At 64.5% G+C, this 16,739-nt stretch carries 17 protein-coding genes; 4 read left to right on the forward strand and 13 right to left on the reverse strand.

What is annotated here, in order from left to right; translation table 11 throughout:
• Positions 1-3 precede the first annotated feature (3 nt).
• The 3 genes from BMW66_RS03555 to BMW66_RS03565 all read right to left on the reverse strand — a co-directional run bounded on the left by BMW66_RS03555 (position 4) and on the right by BMW66_RS03565 (position 4,148).
• A complete protein-coding gene (locus tag BMW66_RS03555; protein ID WP_093115496.1) occupies positions 4-1,224 on the reverse strand; it encodes an urea ABC transporter substrate-binding protein in 1,221 nt (406 codons plus the stop codon).
• Positions 1,225-1,269: 45 nt separating this feature from the next.
• Positions 1,270-2,898: a flotillin family protein gene (locus BMW66_RS03560; protein WP_093115899.1), complete on the reverse strand. Its 1,629-nt coding sequence runs from the start codon at positions 2,896-2,898 to the stop codon at positions 1,270-1,272.
• Positions 2,899-3,035: 137 nt separating this feature from the next.
• Positions 3,036-4,148 carry a substrate-binding domain-containing protein gene (locus BMW66_RS03565; RefSeq protein WP_093115498.1) on the reverse strand — a complete coding sequence of 371 codons (1,113 nt, stop codon included), beginning with the start codon at positions 4,146-4,148 and terminating at the stop codon, positions 3,036-3,038.
• Between the two features lie 138 nt (positions 4,149-4,286).
• Here BMW66_RS03565 and BMW66_RS03570 point away from each other — a divergent pair, with 138 nt between their 5' ends.
• The gene (locus BMW66_RS03570) at positions 4,287-4,700 is read left to right on the forward strand and encodes a MarR family winged helix-turn-helix transcriptional regulator (RefSeq protein ID WP_245729329.1); all 414 of its coding nucleotides are present in this window, start codon (positions 4,287-4,289) and stop codon (positions 4,698-4,700) included.
• Positions 4,701-4,720: 20 nt separating this feature from the next.
• Here the strand turns inward: BMW66_RS03570 and BMW66_RS03575 are convergent, their stop codons facing one another.
• On the reverse strand, positions 4,721-5,884 hold the full coding sequence (locus tag BMW66_RS03575) for a cytochrome P450 (protein WP_093115502.1): 1,164 nt from the start codon (positions 5,882-5,884) through the stop codon (positions 4,721-4,723).
• Positions 5,885-6,269: 385 nt separating this feature from the next.
• Between BMW66_RS03575 and BMW66_RS03585 the strand changes: the two genes are divergently transcribed.
• The gene (locus BMW66_RS03585; protein WP_093115506.1) at positions 6,270-6,599 is read left to right on the forward strand and encodes a TfoX/Sxy family DNA transformation protein; all 330 of its coding nucleotides are present in this window, start codon (positions 6,270-6,272) and stop codon (positions 6,597-6,599) included.
• Positions 6,600-6,660: 61 nt separating this feature from the next.
• Here BMW66_RS03585 and ndk read toward each other — a convergent pair whose 3' ends face one another.
• The 5 genes from ndk to yajC form a co-directional block, all read right to left on the reverse strand.
• Positions 6,661-7,083 carry a nucleoside-diphosphate kinase gene (gene ndk / locus BMW66_RS03590; RefSeq protein WP_093115508.1) on the reverse strand — a complete coding sequence of 141 codons (423 nt, stop codon included), beginning with the start codon at positions 7,081-7,083 and terminating at the stop codon, positions 6,661-6,663.
• Between the two features lie 144 nt (positions 7,084-7,227).
• Positions 7,228-7,581, reverse strand: a complete 354-nt coding sequence (locus tag BMW66_RS03595) for an Mth938-like domain-containing protein (protein ID WP_093115510.1) — start codon at positions 7,579-7,581, stop codon at positions 7,228-7,230.
• 128 nt (positions 7,582-7,709) lie between these two features.
• Complete coding sequence (gene secF, locus BMW66_RS03600; protein ID WP_093115512.1) at positions 7,710-8,678, reverse strand: protein translocase subunit SecF; 969 nt, start codon at positions 8,676-8,678, stop codon at positions 7,710-7,712.
• Between the two features lie 4 nt (positions 8,679-8,682).
• A complete protein-coding gene (secD, locus tag BMW66_RS03605) occupies positions 8,683-10,344 on the reverse strand; it encodes a protein translocase subunit SecD (protein ID WP_093115514.1) in 1,662 nt (553 codons plus the stop codon).
• Positions 10,345-10,370: 26 nt separating this feature from the next.
• Positions 10,371-10,658 (reverse strand): preprotein translocase subunit YajC, encoded by a 288-nt coding sequence (gene yajC, locus BMW66_RS03610; protein WP_093115517.1) that lies wholly within the window; start codon positions 10,656-10,658, stop codon positions 10,371-10,373.
• Positions 10,659-10,904: 246 nt separating this feature from the next.
• Between yajC and serS the strand changes: the two genes are divergently transcribed.
• Complete coding sequence (gene serS / locus BMW66_RS03615) at positions 10,905-12,197, forward strand: serine--tRNA ligase (protein ID WP_093115519.1); 1,293 nt, start codon at positions 10,905-10,907, stop codon at positions 12,195-12,197.
• A gap of 36 nt (positions 12,198-12,233) precedes the next feature.
• Here serS and coaD read toward each other — a convergent pair whose 3' ends face one another.
• The 3 genes from coaD to BMW66_RS03630 all read right to left on the reverse strand — a co-directional run bounded on the left by coaD (position 12,234) and on the right by BMW66_RS03630 (position 14,215).
• Positions 12,234-12,725, reverse strand: a complete 492-nt coding sequence (coaD, locus tag BMW66_RS03620) for a pantetheine-phosphate adenylyltransferase (RefSeq protein ID WP_093115521.1) — start codon at positions 12,723-12,725, stop codon at positions 12,234-12,236.
• Between the two features lie 97 nt (positions 12,726-12,822).
• On the reverse strand, positions 12,823-13,257 hold the full coding sequence (locus tag BMW66_RS03625; protein WP_093115523.1) for a CBS domain-containing protein: 435 nt from the start codon (positions 13,255-13,257) through the stop codon (positions 12,823-12,825).
• 61 nt (positions 13,258-13,318) lie between these two features.
• On the reverse strand, positions 13,319-14,215 hold the full coding sequence (locus BMW66_RS03630) for a LysR family transcriptional regulator (protein ID WP_093115525.1): 897 nt from the start codon (positions 14,213-14,215) through the stop codon (positions 13,319-13,321).
• A 100-nt stretch (positions 14,216-14,315) separates the two neighbouring features.
• On the opposite strand from BMW66_RS03630, the gene BMW66_RS03635 reads away from it, so the two are divergent.
• Positions 14,316-15,815, forward strand: a complete 1,500-nt coding sequence (locus tag BMW66_RS03635) for a CoA-acylating methylmalonate-semialdehyde dehydrogenase (protein ID WP_093115527.1) — start codon at positions 14,316-14,318, stop codon at positions 15,813-15,815.
• A 217-nt stretch (positions 15,816-16,032) separates the two neighbouring features.
• Here the strand turns inward: BMW66_RS03635 and BMW66_RS03640 are convergent, their stop codons facing one another.
• Positions 16,033-16,692, reverse strand: a complete 660-nt coding sequence (locus BMW66_RS03640; protein ID WP_093115529.1) for an SDR family NAD(P)-dependent oxidoreductase — start codon at positions 16,690-16,692, stop codon at positions 16,033-16,035.
• Positions 16,693-16,739 lie beyond the last annotated feature (47 nt).

Genomic DNA, 16,739 nt, shown 5'->3' on the forward strand with positions numbered 1-16,739 from the left:
TGCTCAGATGTCGATTTCGTACTGCGTGTTGTCGCCGGGGTTGGCCCCTAGATCGCACACCGCCTGCGTATCCATCGGCTGCCGCTGCGGCAGGGTTTCGAGAACCTGCATCTTCTGATCCCTGATTTCCATCAGGCGCACATCGGCGATGGCATGGTGGGTTTGTGGATCGACCGTGATCTTGCCCGAGGGCCCGTCCACCGACAGCCCCGATTCCAGTGCCTCGACCACCGGGTCATGCGCGGCCGTGCCGGCCTGCCGCACAGCCTCGGCCCAGGTCATGACACCGGCATAGGTGGAGATGGCGAATTCGTTGATCTCGCCCGCATTGCCGCCCGCGGCCTCCCACTTGGCCTTGAACCCGTCATTCTCGGGCGACTCGATCTCCTGGCTGTAGTTATAGGCCACCATGATCCCGTCACCCTCTTCGGCGGTCAGGACCTTGTGCTCATTGCCCACGCCCAGCGTGGTGGAGGCCAGAGGGATGCGATCCTTCATGCCCGATGCGGCCCATTGGCGGAAGAACGACAGATGCGCGCCCCCCACCAGCGGCGCCACCACGAGATCGGGCGCGGCGGACTGGATCTTGGCGATGGTCGAACCGAAATCGGCCACATCCAGCGGGAAGAAGTCCGTCGCCACGACCTCGCCGCCATTGTCGCGCACGAACTTGTTGATCCAGCGCGCCATGATCTGCCCGTAGTTGTAATCGGCCGCCAGCACATAGACCTTCTTGCCCGACTGCTTCATCGCGTGCGGGATCAGCACCTCAACCTGCTGCGCGGGTGTCACGCCGTTGATGAAGATGTTGCGGTCACAAACGCCGCCCTCATACATCACGTTGTAGAAATAGAGCGTGTTGCTGCGGCGCATGGTCTGGCGGATCGCCTCGCGCGAGGCGGACAGGATACCGCCATGCACCACGTCCACCTGATCCTGCCGCGTGAGTTGCTGGGCATACTGCGCATAAAGGGCCATGTCCGATTGCGTGTCATAGGCGCGAATTTCGATCGGCCGGTCCAGAAGCCCCCCGCCGTCGTTCAGATCGGCCACGGCAAGGCGCATCGCGCGATCCATCGGTTTGCCATAAGCGTCGAAAATGCCCGAGGTGTCGAGGATCGAACCCAGCTTGATCGGTTCCGCCGCGCGGCCAATCCGAGGCATGAGGCCCGTCCCCGCCATTGCCGTTCCCGCTGCAAGAAACTGTCGTCTGTTGAAAGTCATCTGTGATCTCCCGGTTGGTCTGATGTGGCGCCACCCTGGCGGTGGTCATTCCTTGGTCTTGTTGTCGCTTGGCTTGTCCTTGCCATCCTTGGGGGTAATGCGATTGGCGTAGTCCGCCGTGCGTCCGGCGAGGTTGGCGTCAAAGTCGAAACCGATCTCCTCGCCCATCTGCTTCATCGCCGGAAGGCGCACGGCCATGCCGAGGATCTGGTCCATCGCGGCGCCAAAGGCGCCTTCGACGCCGGTGCCGTCGCCGCCGCTCATACCGCCGCCCGTCCCGCCGATCTGGTTGATGCGGATGGAGTCGATCTTTTCCACCGGCTTCATCATCTGCGTCATGATCTCGGGCATCCGGTCGAGCTTGTGACCCTCCAGACGCATCCGAAGCACCGTCTCGCTCAGCGTGTTTTCCGCCTCGTTCAGCGCGGCCTGACCGGCGGCGCGGGCCTGCATGCCGATCTTCTCGGCCTCGGCGGCGGTCTGCGCGGCGCGGGCCTCGGCTTGCGCGCGCGACAGCATGATTTCCACATCCGAGGCGACTTTCTCGTTCTCCAGTTCAAGCGCGCTCTTCTGCTTGAGCCCTGAAATCTCGCGCTCGCGTTCAGCGATGGCGCGCTCCTTCTGGGCCTGGACCTGCTCGGCGGCCAGCAGAACCTGCGCACGAGAGGTTTCCTCGGCGGCCTTCGCCTCGGCCTCTTCGGCGCGCCTGCGTGCAAGCTGTATGTCGTTCGCGATCTTCGCCTCTTCCAGCGCCAGGATGGCCGCCATCTCGGCGCGGCGCAGCGCCTCGTCGTTGTCGACCTGCGCGGTCTTGAGGCGCTGATCCTTCTCGATGCGCGCGGTTTCCGAGGCCAGTTCCGCCTCGGTCGCCGATGTCTCGCTGCGCGCCCGCGATTCCGCCTCAAGGCGGGCAATGTGTTCGCTCTGGGCGATCTCGGCCTCACGCTCGGCGCGCTGCACCTCCAGCCGCTTGTTGTGCTGGGCCAGCCGGCTCTCGCTGATCGCGATCTCGGCCTCCGTTTCCACCTTGACCCGCGCCTTGCGCTGCTCGGCCACCAGTTCGGCCAGACGGCGCATCCCCTGCGCGTTGAAGGCATTGCTTTCGTTATGCTGCGTCAGGTCGCTCTGATCCACCGCAACAAGTGACGCCGAGACCAGAACCAGCCCCAGCCGCTCGGCATGCGCGCTCGCAAGTTGCGCGACCTCATCGGTGTATCCGGCCCGATCCAGATGGATGTCCGCCATCCCGCGCTTGGCGGCAGCGTTCTGCATCGCGTTGGCCAAAGGGCCGGCGAGAACCTCGTGCACCCCTTCGCCGCCACTGCGGGAAATCCGGCGGCCAAGCGCCTGCGCCGCCGTCGCGATGCCCTTTTCGCTGGGATCGACATAGAACTCGAATTCCATGTCCACATCGGCACGCAGCTGATCCTGCGTCAGAAGGGCGTCGCGCCCACTGCGCGAAGTGGTGAAAGAGATCGTGCCCATCGACACGCGCTGCACCTGATGCAGTATCGGCAAGGCCAGACACCCGCCATCCACCACCACGCGCCGCCCGCCCATCCCGGTGCGCACCAGCGCCGTCTCCAGCGTGGCCTTGGCATAATAGCGGTGCAGAAACCAGATGCCGATCAGAACGACAGCGGCCAGAACGAGCAGAGACAGAAACCAGATCAAGGCCAGATCCCCCAATGTAACAGGTGGTGCCGCCACTCCGGCGACGACTGAGTCCGTTACACTGAAGGATTGGAAATTTTCATTTCCATTTCAAGTATATTATTTTCCATTTCAACAATTATTGGTAAGCGATTGCTTTATATGCGCTTTATAACCGAAAATTGTATGCCATCAGCGCGGGCAAGATAGATCGGGGTGCGCATCACCCCCTCATCCGTCGCGCGTTCACGCCGCGCGCTGCGATAATCGAGGGTGCAGGGAATCACCTGCCCGCCCTCGCGCCAGCCAGCGTCATCGCGCCCCAGAAGACCGGCCAGGAAATGCATCCCCTCATAAGTCGATTGACCGATGGCGTTGAGCACTGGCGCATGCTCTCCATGCAGGCTGTAATATTTCTCCTTGAACGCGCCGTTGGCCTCGGTCGGCAGCGCTCCGAAATACGACGCGGCCGAGAACAGCCGCTTGAGATTCTCTCCGCCGCTGGCCAGCAGACCGTTCTCCTCGACCGCACAGGACAGGCGCACGATCCGGTTGTCCAGACCGGCCATCCCGAACGCCCGGTTGAAGGCGACCGCATCCTGCCCCACCAGTGAGATCAGCACCGCCTCGGCCCCCGAGGCGGCAAGCTCGTCCACATGGCGGCCCATGTCGCGCAGGCCGAAGGGCAGATACCGCTCGAACGCAAGATTCGCGGACATGTCGCGCAGCTTGGCCTTGGCATAGGCATGCGAAGTTCGCGGCCAGACATAGTCATTGCCGATCAGCGCCCAGCTTCGCGGCCGGAACTGCGCCTGAAGATAGTGCAGCGCCGGGCCCAACTGCGCATCCGGCGTCTCCCCGATGGCGAAAATTCCGGCGGTCTGTTCGCCCCCCTCGTAAAGCGGGGTATAGATATAGGGCACGCGCTGGCCGACGACCTTGCTCAGCCGCTGGCGCACGGCACTGATGTGCATTCCGACGATGGCGTCAATCGCGCCCGCCTCGATCAGCTCATGCACCACGGCCTCCACCGGCGTGGGCGCTTCAAGGGCCGCATCGACCATGATCAGCTCGACCGGCCGACCCGCGATCCCGTCGCCGCGGTTGAGCTCTCGCACCGCGACCTGCGCGCTGGAGATGCAGGACGGCGCCCACAGTCCGGCCGACCCGCACAGCGGGATCAACAGCGCCACGCGATAGGTGCGTGCCGCTCCGCGCAGCGGACGGTCGCCGATCTCCGGCACCTCCGTGGGAAACAGAGCCTCACCCATGCAAGAGATCATTTTGCAAGCCTTGAACAATAGTCAGGTCGGTTCGCAACACTGCAATTGAATTTACTTTCCAAGTCAACTATTAATTGGAACAGGCTAGATACGGTGGATTACGGCATGGATCAGGTTTCAACCCCAATGGAGTCCTACATTTCCTACATGCTGGCCGCGGCGCATCGCGCCGTGCATCAGACACTCGCCGCCCGCCTCAAGGATCAAGGGATGCAGGTCGAGACATGGCGCATCCTTGAGGCTCTCGACAGCGAACGCCAGCTCACCATGGGAGAACTGGCGCGCACCGTGCTGATGAACCCGCCGACTTTGACCAAGATGGTGGATCGGATGGTCTCGCAGGGCCTCGTTCACCGCCAGATCGCCGCCTCCGATCAGCGCAAGGTCAATCTGCTGCTGACGGATCTGGGGCGCAAGCGCATGACCGAAATCCGCGAACTGGTCCGCCTGCAAGACCGCGAGATTCTCGCGCAGTTCGACCCCCAGCAGGTCGAGGTGCTCAACCGCGTCCTGCGCGATCTGTCCGACACCGCCGGCTGAACCGCTCCCGGCCGCCGCGCTCAGGCGTCCCAGCTGACCGGCATCCGGAGAGGCCCGCGAAAGGCCCAGCCGCCAAACGGCACCTCCCCGTCAAGGCGCAGCCCCGCAAGGTGCCCGAAGATCATCGGAAGCGCCACCTCCGCGATCAGGCAGCGCGAGGCCCAGGCCCCGGCGCAGAAATGCGGCCCCGCGCCAAAGGCCAGCGACGGGCCGCAATCGCGTGTGATGTCGAACACCTCTGGCCGCTCGAACACCGCCTCGTCCCGGTTGCCCGATCCGAACATGAGAAACGCGCGGTCTTCCGGCTCCAGCGTGACGCCGCGCACCTCGTGGCGCCGCGCGATCCGGCGGGGCGACATGCCGATGGGCGACATCCATCGGGCGTATTCCTCGAACGCCTGAAGCCAGGACACCTCCCCGACTTGTACCATCCGAAGCTGGTCGGGATGTGACAGCAGCGCCCAGATCGTGCCCGCAATGGCATCGCGCGGCTCGTTCTGCCCGCCGGAAATCGCCAGCTTCACATTGGCGCGGATCTGTTCTTCCGAAAGCCCCGCCCGCATCTGCACCGAGAGCAGGGACGAATTCGGATCCGTCTCAAGGCGCGGCATCATCGCGTCGATATGCGCGTCAATCGAGGCGGTGCAATCGTGACAGCGCGCCTCGATCTCCGGGTCGCCCGCGTAATTGGCGCAGCCGTCGATCATGCCCTGGCTCACGCGGTCCATTTCCTGCCAGCTCATGTTGGTCAGCCCGGTGATATGGCGCAACGCATCGCCCGAGATCCGCATCGCGATATCCTTGACCATATCCGCCCGGCCCTTCGGCGCGATCTCGTCAAGAAGCGCGCGCGTCGCCGTTTCGAACTCCGCCTTCCAGACATCCCTGACAGTGCGGGGCGACGTGGTGGGAAAGATCGCCTTGCGCTCGGCCTGATGATCGGTGCCGTCCTTGCGCATCAGGTTCTGCCCCATCAGAACCGTCATCAGCCCGCCCGGCTGATCCGATGAAAATACCTCAACCTTCTTCTCGTTGACGAAAATATCCTCTCGCCGGGTCAAAAGCGTCGCGCCAAGTTGCGGAACGAAGGCCACAGGACAGCCCGCCCGCATCCGCGCCAGATCTGGGTAAGGGTCACGCCAGAAGGTATCCGGATCGATCTCATAGACGGGGGCGTCGGACATGGGGATGTCTCTCCATCGGGCTGCAATGCGAACCAGACTATTGCCCCCACGGGCCGCTGAACACCCCCGAAGGCGGCCCGATCACCCGGCATGAAATCACCCGATTTCCGGCATCGCGGCGACAAAGGGCCTTGCGACACTCCGGGGATCGAGGCGCAGAGCCGGACGAACCGGCCAGCAGGACCAAAGGAGCAAAGCAATGCCATATATGGGCCGGACAGACCCGACACCGAAACCCGCAGGGCAGCCGCCTCGCGGCAAGCCGAACCCCAGACCCGAGCCGAAGAAACCGATCTTCGCCGATTGGGCGATGATCTGATCATCGCGCCCGCTCGCGCTCATTGCAGGGTGACAGGACCGTGCCCGGAGATGTAATCTCTGGCTCATGACAAACCCCGTCTCCTCCATCCGCAATCTCGGCCCCGCGTTCGAGGCCGCCTGCACGCGCGCCGGTATCGCCTCCGCCGAAGATCTGCGCGAGATGGGCGCCGATGCCGCCTATGCCCGGCTTCTGGCCAGCGGGACAAAGCCGCATTTCATCGCCTACTACGTTCTTGTCATGGTGCTTCAGGGGCGACCGTGGAACGATTGCAAGGGCAAGGAGAAAGAGGCGCTTCGCGCGCGCTTCGATGCGCTCCGATCGCGGTCGGAGGCGACGGGCCTTCCCGCGATTGAGGCGGCGCTTGACAGGATCGGCACCGGACTGCGGCGCTGAAACGCGAAACGCCCCGACCGATGGGCCGGGGCGCTGCAACAGCCGTTCAGGCGCATACCGATCAGCCGACCAGTTCGAGACCCGAGAAGAAGTAGGCGATTTCGGCCGCCGCGGTTTCCGGCGCGTCGGACCCGTGAACCGAGTTTTCGCCGACGGATTCGGCAAACTCGGCGCGAATGGTGCCCGCCGCGGCATCGGACGGGTTGGTTGCGCCCATCACTTCGCGGTTCTTGGCAATCGCGCCTTCCCCTTCCAGCACCTGCACCACGACCGGCGCGGAGGCCATGAAGCCGCACAGCTCGTCATAGAACGGGCGCTCCTTGTGCACCTCGTAGAAGGTGCCCGCCTGCTCTTTCGTCAGCTTGATACGCTTCTGCGCGATAATGCGCAGGCCGGCATCCTCGAACTTGGCGTTGATCTTGCCGGTCAGGTTCCGCTTGGTGGCGTCGGGTTTGATGATGGAAAGGGTGCGTTCGATGGCCATCTGGTGGTCTCCTGTTCAAAGACCGGGGCGAAACCCCGGCCGGATGTGAAATCTGCGTCCCGATAGCATGGGGGTCACGGCTTGGAAAGGCCCTCGATCGTCGAGGTGACGCCCCGGCGCGCGGGGGAGGTAACAGGCCCGGAGTCAGATCGGCAGAAGCGCGGCGGCCACGCGCCGCCCCTCGCTCAGAAGGATGTTGTAGGTCCGGCAGGCAGATGCGCTCTGCATCGGCTCGAGCCCCACGCCGGCCTCTTCCAGTGCGGCGCGGAACTCCGCGGGCGGCGTAGCCATCTCCGCCCCGGTGCCAAGCAGCAGCACGTCGATCTCATTGGCCAGCCGCAGCGCACTGGCGCTGTCTTCCAGCCCGCCCCAGTGCATGACGCCGCCCGAATGCACGATCACCGCGCCCTCGACCACCTCACCGCCCACGCGGAAGAAACCGGGGCCATAGCCGTCGATGGGCCGCGCCTCGGGAAATGTCATTTCGGTCAGTTTCATAGGCCCTCCGCTATGTCCCGGATCGGCAGCGCCAACAAATTTCCGAGCCTCGTCGCCGCCCGTGCCGTCCGCATACATCCCCCGCTTGTCCCGGTCAAACGCGGCAACAACGCCACCGTGCCACCCGTTCAGGCGTCGACATTGGCGAACTGGTTGCCCGTGTTGGCGTCCGGCTTGGACCAGTCGCGCTTCACCCCGAGCCAGTACAATATGATGGCGGCCACGAACACCGACGAATAGGTGCCGACGATCACGCCCCAGATCATCGCGAAGACAAAGCCCCGGATCACATCCCCGCCCAGAACGAAAAGCGAGATCAGCGCCAGAAGCGTGGTCACCGATGTCATCACCGTGCGGCTCAGCGTTTCGTTGATCGAGATGTTGAGGACTTCCTTGAGGTCCTTCTTCTTGTACTTGCGAAGGTTCTCGCGCACCCGGTCGAACACCACCACCGTGTCGTTGAGAGAATAGCCCACGATGGTCAGAAGCGCCGCGATGATCGCCAGATCGAACTTGATCTGAAGCTCCGAGAAGACACCGATCGTCAGGATCACGTCATGCACAAGCGCCGCCACCGCGCCAAGCGCGAACTGCCATTCGAACCGAAGCCAGATATAGACAAGCACCGCCCCGATGGCGAGCAGCACCGCGATCACCGCGGTCTTGATCAACTCCCCCGACACCTTGGGCCCGACCGATTCGACCGAGATGAAGGTGATATCCGGCGCCACCTGCTTCAACGCATTCTCGACCTCGGCGATCACCTCGGCAGAGACCGATTCCTGCCCCTCCTGAGCCTGAATCCGGATCATGGTGACGTTCTGATCCTCGTCGAACCCGGGGTCGAACACCTCGGAGATCGCGACATCGCCAAGGTTCAGCGGCGAGATCGCATCGCGATACGCCCCCACATCCACCGGCTGCGCGCTTTCGGTGCGGATCGTGGTGCCGCCGCGAAAGTCGATGCCATAGTTCAAACCCTGCAACAGGAAGGACACCGCCGCCAGCACGATCAGCACCACCGACAGGCCGAGCGTGAGGCGCGGCTTGCCGAAGAAGTTCCAGTTCGTTTCCTGCGGGACAAGTTTCAGGCGCATGGGCTCAGACCTCGATGGTTTTGGGGCGGCGGCGTTCGAACCACATCACGATCATCAGCCGTGTCACGAATATCGCGGTGAAGACGGATGTGAGGATGCCCAGTCCCAGCGTGATGGCAAACCCCCGCACCGGGCCAGAGCCCATGGCAAACAGGATCACCGCGGTGATGAATGTGGTGATATTGGCGTCCAGAATGGCCGAAAGCGCCTTCTCATAGCCAAGCTCGATGGCGCGGGCCGGGCCACGCGCGGTCTTGAGCTCCTCGCGAATCCGCTCGAACACAAGCACATTGGCGTCCACCGCCATGCCGATGGTCAGCACGATCCCGGCGATCCCCGGCAATGTCAGCGTCGCGCCGATCAGGCTCAGCAGCCCGAAGATCAGCCCCACGTTCAGGATCAGCGCGATATTGGCGAATACCCCGAAGGTGCCGTAACTGAGAAACATGAATACCAGAACCGCGGCAAAGGCCACGATGGAGGCGATCTTGCCCGCCTCGATACTGTCGGCGCCAAGCTCCGGCCCGATGGTGCGCTCCTCAAGGAACTCAAGCCCCGCCGGAAGCGCCCCGGCCCGCAACAGCACGGCAAGGTTTGTGCTTTCCTCGACAGAGAAGCGCCCGGTGATGATTCCCGATCCGCCCGGAATATGCGACTGGATCACCGGGGCGGAGATCACCTCCCCATCCAGCACGATCGCGAAGGGAGAGCCGATATTCTCCGCCGTGTAATCCCCGAACTTCCGCGCCCCGGTCGGGTTGAACCGGAAGGACACCGCCGGGCGGTTGTTCTGATCGAACGAGGGCTGCGCATCGACCAGTTCCTCGCCGCTCACCACCGGGGCGCTTTCGACGACGTAGAAGGTGCCTTCCTCGTCGATGGACGGCAGAATCTCATTGCCCGATCCCGCCGTGGCGTCCTCATTGCTGGTACGCCGCACCACCGGATGAAAGGTGAGCTGCGCGGTCGTGCCGATGATCTGCTTGAGTTCGGAGGCCGATCCGATGCCCGGAACCTGTATCAGGATGCGGTCGCTGCCCTGACGCTGAATCGTGGGCTCGCGCGTGCCGACCTCGTCGATCCGGCGGCGGATGATCTCAAGGGCCTGCCGCACGGTGCGGTCGTCGGTCGCCCGGCGCTCCGCTTCGGACAGTGTGACGACGACCTCGTCGCCGTCGGTCGACACCTCGATGTCGTTGGAGCCTGCCCCGGTCACCGATGTCACCGGACGCGCCAGACCCCGCACCAGCGCGGCGGCCTCCCCGACCAGTTCGGGACGCGAGACCCTCACCCGAAGCTCATCGGATGCCGACGGCTGAAGCCGGATCGTGCCGACGGTCTCGCGCTCCTCGCGCAGCAGATCGCGCACTTCCGGCCACATGGAGGTCATCCGCGCTTCATAGACATCCTCGACCTGCACCTCGGCCAGAAGATGCGCCCCGCCCCGCAGATCCAGCCCAAGGTTCACCAGCGCGCGCGGCATGAAATCGGGCCAGAGCTCCGTCTGCGCTTCGATCTCGGGTCCAGAGGCCCCGGTCGCCTGCGCGGCGAGCGCGTCGTTATAGGTCTCTACCCGCGTGTAGAACGCGTTGGGCAGCGCAAGCAACAACCCCAAAGCACAAAGCCCCAGTATCAGGACCCGTTTCCACAGTTCGATTTGCAGCATGGGGGTGCGCCCTTGGTATCAGAGGATCAGGATTTGGCCGGCTCTGTCTTGGACAGTACCTGCGCGATGGTGGCCTGAACCACACGGACTTTCACGCCCTCGGCGATCTCGACCTCCAGCTCGTTGTCCTCCTTGACCTTCACGACCTTGCCGATCAACCCGCCCTGCGTGACCACCGTATCGCCCCGGCGCAGCGCATTGACCATGGCCTGATGCTCTTTCACCTTCTTCTGCTGCGGACGGATGAGCAGGAAATACATGATCGCGAAGATCAGGATGAGCGGTAGAAACTGGGCGATAGCGGAGCCATCCATGGGCGGTATCCTTTGCGAAAGACGGTGAGAGGGGCAGCCCCCTGTTTCAGATTGCGGCGAACCTATGTGCCCCGGCGCGCGGATGCAAGGCGGGAAAGCAACTGCCGTGCGCCAGACTTTTCGGCGTATCCGCTGCCTTTGCTGCCGCGTCGCGGCCCCCCACGATACCGCCCGCGTGCCCTACCCCTGCGCGGAAATCTGGTTTATCACGCGGCGAGACGACTCAGGCAACCCGAGGACAAGCCCATGCACGACATCCGCGCGATCCGCGAAACCCCCGCAGCCTTCGACGCCGCGCTTGCGCGCCGCGGGGACGCGCCGGTGTCCTCCGAGATCATCAAGCTTGACGAGGCGCGGCGCGCCAGCATCGCCGCTGCCGAGTCCGCGCAGGCCGAACAGAAACGCGCGGCCCGGGAGGTGGGCGCCGCCAAGGCGAGCGGCGACGAGGCCGAGTTCGAGCGCCTGCGCGCACTGGTGGCCGACAAGAAGGCCGAGGTGGCAAAGATGCAGGCCGAGGCCAAGGCGCTCGACCAGCAGCTGACCGACCGGCTCATGTCGCTGCCCAACCTGCCGCAAGACGATGTGCCCGATGGCGCGGATGAGGCCGACAACGTGGAGCTGCGCCGCTGGGGCACCCCGCGCGCCTTCGACTTTGCGCCCAAGGAGCATTACGAACTGGACGGCGTGGCACCGGGGATGGATTTCGAGACGGCCGCGAAGCTGTCGGGCGCGCGCTTCGTCGTGATGTCGGGCGGCGTGGCGCGCCTCCACCGGGCGCTGGCGCAGTTCATGCTCGACACCCACACCGAAGAGAACGGCCTGACCGAGACCTGGACGCCCGTTCTGGTGCGCGACGAGATGATGTATGGCACCGGGCAGTTGCCCAAGTTCGGCGACGACAGCTACCAGACGACCAACGGCTGGTGGCTCGTGCCCACCGCCGAGGTGACGCTCACCAATCTCGTCAACGGGCTGACAGTCGACGAGGCCGCCCTGCCCCGGCGCTTTGTGGCGCACACGCAATGCTTCCGCTCGGAGGCCGGATCGGCCGGGCGCGACACCGCCGGGATGCTGCGCCAGCACCAGTTCGAGAAGGTGGAGATGGTCAGCATCACCCACCCGGACACGAGCGGCGCGGAGCTGGAGCGCATGACCCGCTGCGCCGAGGGCATACTGGAGCGGCTGGAGCTGCCCTATCGCACCGTGGTGCTCTGCACCGGCGACATGGGCTTCGGCGCGCGCCGCACCCATGACATAGAGGTCTGGTTGCCCGGTCAGGACATGTATCGCGAGATTTCCTCGATCTCGGTCTGCGGCGATTTTCAGGCGCGGCGCATGAACGCGCGGTTCAAGCCGTCGGGTGGCGGCAAGCCGGGGTTCGTGCATACGCTCAACGGCTCCGGCCTCGCGGTGGGTCGCTGCCTGATCGCTGTGCTGGAGAACGGCCAGCAGGCGGACGGCTCCGTCACCCTGCCCGCCGTGCTGCACCCCTATCTGCGCGGCAAGACCGTGCTGGGCGCGGACGGCATTCTGCGCTGATCGCTCCCGCCCGGCCGAAGCCGCGGTCGCTCCCGCTCAGCCGAGCCGCGCGATCAGCGCCTCGCGCACCGCCGGGGTGACGAACTTGCTCACGTCCCCCTTCAGCCGGGCGATCTCCTTCACCAGCTTGGAGGCGATCGCCTGATGGCTGGCATCGGCCATGAGAAACACCGTCTCCACGCTGGCATCCAGCGCCCGGTTCATGCCCACCATCTGGAACTCGTATTCGAAATCCGTCACCGCGCGCAGGCCGCGCACGATGATCTGCGCCCCCACGTCATGGGCGCAGTCGATCAGCAGGTTCTCGAAGGGATGCGCGACGATCTCGGTTCCGGTCTCCTCGCTGAGCGCCCGGCATTCCGCCTCGATCATCGCCACCCGCTCTTCGAGATCGAAAAGCGGCCCCTTGTCGCGGTTGATCGCCACCCCGATCACAAGCCGATCCACAAGCAGCGTGGCCCGCCGGATGATATCGATATGGCCAAGGGTGATCGGATCGAAAGTTCCGGGGTAAAGGGCGATGCGCATCGGATGTCTCCTGAGAGTTGGTCGCGCACACGCAACAGTATTGCCACGCGGAATGCAACCCGAACCCGGCCCCGTATTGTCGCGGATGGGGCGCGGATCAGCGCCCCATGATCATGCCTTCAAGCGCATCCTTTTCCATCGACAGCTCGTCGAGCCGCGCCTTGACCACGTCGCCCAGCGTGATCAGGCCGATCATCTCGCCGTCTTCCACCACCGGCATGTGCCGGAACCGCCCCTGCGTCATCCGCGCCAACACCCCGTCGGCCGTGTCCTTCAGCGTGCAGGTGACAAGCTCCGTGGTCATATAGGTATCGACCTTCTGCGCCAGGCATTCGCCGCCCTGCGCGGCCAGCTCGCGCACGATGTCGCGCTCCGACAGGATGCCCAGCGGGGTCTTGCCGTCGTCCGAAATCACCACCGTGCCGATCCTCTTGTCGGCGAGGACCTTCGCGGCCTCCGACACCGGCGTCCCCGGCGCCACCGTTTCCACCGCGCTCGTGCCCTTTACCTTCAGGATCTGTTGGACAAGCATGTAGCGGCCTCCCGGAACTGTCATTCGCCTCGTTTCAGCGTTGCCGCAAGTGTGCCTCTTGTCAAGACAGCGCCTCCAGCCGGGCAACCTCCCGCCGCATCCCCTCGCAAAGCGCCTCGGCAAAACGGTTGAGCCGCTCCAACCGCCGGTCGTCGGCATGGCGCACCAGATAGAAGGACCGCGTCAGGCTCACCTCGTCGCACAGCACTTTCTCCAGCCCGTCGGCGGCGGGAATGGCAAAATCATGCACGATGCCCAGCCCCGCCCCCTGCCGCAGCCAGTTGAACTGCACCGCCACCGAATTGGAGCCGAGATTGACCCGCTCTACCCCGATCGTGCCAAGGTAATCGAGTTCCTTGTCGAAGATCATGTCGGGGATATAGCCGATGATCCGGTGCCTGTGCAGATCGTCCAGCGAACGGATCGGCCCGTGCCGCGCGAGATACCCGCGCGAGGCCGCCAGATGCAGCCGGTAATCGGTGATACGCTGCACCGTCAGCCGCCCGGCCGATGGCGGGCTGACCGCCACCACCATGTCCGCCTCCCGCCGGGACAGCGAAAACACCCGCGGCAGCGCCACGATCTGCACCTCGAGCTCGGGGTTCTCCGCCGCGATGGCGGCGCAGACCTGCGGCAGAAGATAGTTGGCCGCCCCGTCCGGCGCCCCGATGCGGATTTGCCCGCTGAGCCCCGCGGCCTGACCCGCCATCTCCTCCGAGGCCTCCTGCATCGCCTGTTCGACCCGTTCGGCCCGCCCCAGAAGGCGTTGCCCGGTATCGGTGAGCGCATACCCCAGCGGTGATTTGGCGAAGAGCGGCGCGCCAAAGGCCGTCTCCAGCCGCACGATGCGCCGTCCCACCGTGGCCGGATCGACGCGAAGCCGCCGCCCCGCCGCCGACAGGCTTTCCTCCCGCGCCACGGCCAGAAAAATGCGCAGATCGTCCCATTGCGGCTCCATCCAGCCTCCCCTTTGCACAATTGCAAAATGCTTTTGGAAACTTGCCTCTTTCCCCGTGGTTTTTGCAAGTCTATCCTGCGCTCAAAGATTTGGAGGATCCATGAAGAATATCACTCACTACATCAACGGCGAGCACGTCAAAGGCACCTCGGGGCGCTTTTCGGATGTGTTCAACCCCGCCACCGGCGAAGTGCAGGCGCAATGCCCCCTCGCGACACAGGCAGAGCTTGGCCGCGCCGTAGAGGCCGCCGAGGCCGCGCAGCCAGCCTGGGGCGCAACCAACCCGCAGCGCCGCGCGCGCGTGCTGATGAAGCTGGTGGACCTGCTCAACCGCGACATGGAGAAACTGGCCGAGGCGCTCTCGTCCGAGCATGGCAAGACCCTGCCCGACGCCAAGGGCGACATCCAGCGCGGACTTGAAGTCGTCGAATACTGTATCGGCGCGCCGCAGATGCTCAAGGGCGAGTATACCGATGGCGCCGGGCCGGGCATTGACATCTACTCCATGCGCCAGCCGCTGGGTGTGACCGCCGGGATCACGCCGTTCAACTTCCCCGCCATGATCCCGATGTGGATGTTCGCGCCCGCCATCGCCTGCGGCAACGCCTTTATCCTCAAACCGTCCGAACGCGCGCCCTCCGTGCCGCTGATGCTGGCCGAACTGGCCGAGGAGGCCGGGCTGCCCAAGGGTATCCTTCAGGTCGTCAACGGCGACAAGGAAGCGGTGGACGCGATCATCGACAACCCGGTGATCCAGTCGATCGGCTTTGTCGGCTCCACCCCGATCGCCGAATACATCTATGGACGTGGCTGCTCCAACGGCAAGCGTGTGCAATGCTTCGGCGGCGCCAAGAACCACATGATCATCATGCCGGATGCCGACATGGATCAGGCCGCCGACGCGCTCGTGGGCGCGGGCTATGGCGCTGCGGGCGAGCGGTGCATGGCGATCTCGGTGGCTGTGCCGGTGGGCGATGAAACCGCCGACCGCCTTGTCGAAAAACTGGTGCCGCGCATCGAAAAGCTCAAGGTCGGCCCCTATACTGCGGGCAACGACGTGGATTACGGCCCCGTCGTGACGGCGGCGGCCAAGGAAAAGATCCTTGGCCTTGTCGAAAGCGGCGTGAAACAGGGCGCGAAGCTGGTGGTCGATGGCCGCAACTTCAACCTTCAGGGCTATGAGGACGGCTTTTTCATAGGCCCGCATCTCTTCGATCATGTCACCCCCGACATGGACATTTACAAGCAGGAGATTTTCGGTCCCGTGCTCAGCCAGGTCCGCGCCGACAGCTACGAGGACGCGCTCAAGCTGGCCATGGACAACGAGTACGGCAACGGCACCGCGATCTTCACCCGCGACGGTGACGCCGCACGCGATTTCGCCAGCCGGGTCAATGTCGGCATGGTCGGCGTGAACGTGCCGATCCCGGTGCCGCTGGCCTATCACACCTTCGGCGGCTGGAAGAAATCGGCCTTCGGCGATCTCAACCAGCACGGGCCCGATGCGTTCAAGTTCTACACCCGCACCAAGACCGTGACCTCGCGCTGGCCCTCGGGTCTCAAGGAAGGCGGAGAATTCCACTTCAAGGCGATGGACTGATCCGGCCGAACCGGAAAACATCACGCCGATACGTCAAAGGCCCGCTGCAGCAGCGGGCCTTTTTCAATGCGGCCCCCCGCGCGCGCCGCCCCTTCATCTTTGCATGAAAAGCAACGCACGCCGCGTACACACGGCTTGCGGCGGCACGTTCCGGATCATCGCCACCGACGTTATACCGACGTTTTACCGAAAGCGGTTTTTCAGCGATTTCAGCGCATTAACCCTGATTCGCCAAATCAAGCTCTGACAACAACCGCGCCGCCTCGTCGCGTGGCTCGGCAAGTCCCACGCGCTCTTCGCCGGGAAAAAACCGCGCCCGCGTCGCGGTCGGCATGGGCGCGGGGGTCAGCACATGCACCCGCGGCCCGGTCCGCGCGCTCTCGGCCTGCCAGCTCCGCGCCAGTGCGATCTGCGCCGCCTTGCTCGCGCCATAGGCGCCAAAGAACTTCTCTCCCGCCCGTGGATCGTCGAAAAACACGGCCTGCCCCGCCTCGCCCAGAAGCGGCGCGAGAAAGGGAACAAGATGCCCCGTCGCCGTGACATTGCAGGCCACCGAACGATCCCAGTCACGCGCGTCCAGATACCCCGCCGGGCTCAGTGGCGCGGCATGAACGGCTGAATGAATCCACAGATCCAATTGCCCCCAACGGTCATGAATCGACCGGCAGAGCTGCCGCATGGCATCGTCATTGGTGATATCCATCGGTGCCAGCGTCGCCTGCCCGCCCCGGGCCTGGATCCGGTCGTCCAGCTCTTCCAACGCGCCGGTGGTGCGCGCCACGGCCACGACATGATGGGTCTTCGAAAGCGCCTCCGCGAAGGCGGCCCCGAGGCCCCGCGAGGCCCCTGTCACAAGTGCGATCCGGTGGTCTGTCATGGCCCCCTGTTGAAGCGGATCGCCCCCGAGGTCAAGAGGCCAAAGGC

It is taken from the genome of Salinihabitans flavidus (genome assembly GCF_900110425.1).
GTDB lineage: Bacteria > Pseudomonadota > Alphaproteobacteria > Rhodobacterales > Rhodobacteraceae > Salinihabitans > Salinihabitans flavidus.

What these genes read in the sequence shown, in the direction of transcription:
- BMW66_RS03555 (WP_093115496.1), bottom strand. Translation starts at nt 1,224, where the DNA reads ATGACTTTCAACAGACGACAGTTTCTTGCAGCGGGAACGGCAATGGCG.
- BMW66_RS03565 (WP_093115498.1), bottom strand. Translation starts at nt 4,148, where the DNA reads ATGGGTGAGGCTCTGTTTCCCACGGAGGTGCCGGAGATCGGCGACCGT.
- BMW66_RS03570 (WP_245729329.1), top strand. Translation starts at nt 4,287, where the DNA reads ATGGAGTCCTACATTTCCTACATGCTGGCCGCGGCGCATCGCGCCGTG.
- BMW66_RS03575 (WP_093115502.1), bottom strand. Translation starts at nt 5,884, where the DNA reads ATGTCCGACGCCCCCGTCTATGAGATCGATCCGGATACCTTCTGGCGT.
- BMW66_RS03585 (WP_093115506.1), top strand. Translation starts at nt 6,270, where the DNA reads ATGACAAACCCCGTCTCCTCCATCCGCAATCTCGGCCCCGCGTTCGAG.
- ndk (WP_093115508.1), bottom strand. Translation starts at nt 7,083, where the DNA reads ATGGCCATCGAACGCACCCTTTCCATCATCAAACCCGACGCCACCAAG.
- BMW66_RS03595 (WP_093115510.1), bottom strand. Translation starts at nt 7,581, where the DNA reads ATGAAACTGACCGAAATGACATTTCCCGAGGCGCGGCCCATCGACGGC.
- secF (WP_093115512.1), bottom strand. Translation starts at nt 8,678, where the DNA reads ATGCGCCTGAAACTTGTCCCGCAGGAAACGAACTGGAACTTCTTCGGC.
- secD (WP_093115514.1), bottom strand. Translation starts at nt 10,344, where the DNA reads ATGCTGCAAATCGAACTGTGGAAACGGGTCCTGATACTGGGGCTTTGT.
- yajC (WP_093115517.1), bottom strand. Translation starts at nt 10,658, where the DNA reads ATGGATGGCTCCGCTATCGCCCAGTTTCTACCGCTCATCCTGATCTTC.
- serS (WP_093115519.1), top strand. Translation starts at nt 10,905, where the DNA reads ATGCACGACATCCGCGCGATCCGCGAAACCCCCGCAGCCTTCGACGCC.
- coaD (WP_093115521.1), bottom strand. Translation starts at nt 12,725, where the DNA reads ATGCGCATCGCCCTTTACCCCGGAACTTTCGATCCGATCACCCTTGGC.
- BMW66_RS03625 (WP_093115523.1), bottom strand. Translation starts at nt 13,257, where the DNA reads ATGCTTGTCCAACAGATCCTGAAGGTAAAGGGCACGAGCGCGGTGGAA.
- BMW66_RS03630 (WP_093115525.1), bottom strand. Translation starts at nt 14,215, where the DNA reads ATGGAGCCGCAATGGGACGATCTGCGCATTTTTCTGGCCGTGGCGCGG.
- BMW66_RS03635 (WP_093115527.1), top strand. Translation starts at nt 14,316, where the DNA reads ATGAAGAATATCACTCACTACATCAACGGCGAGCACGTCAAAGGCACC.
- BMW66_RS03640 (WP_093115529.1), bottom strand. Translation starts at nt 16,692, where the DNA reads ATGACAGACCACCGGATCGCACTTGTGACAGGGGCCTCGCGGGGCCTC.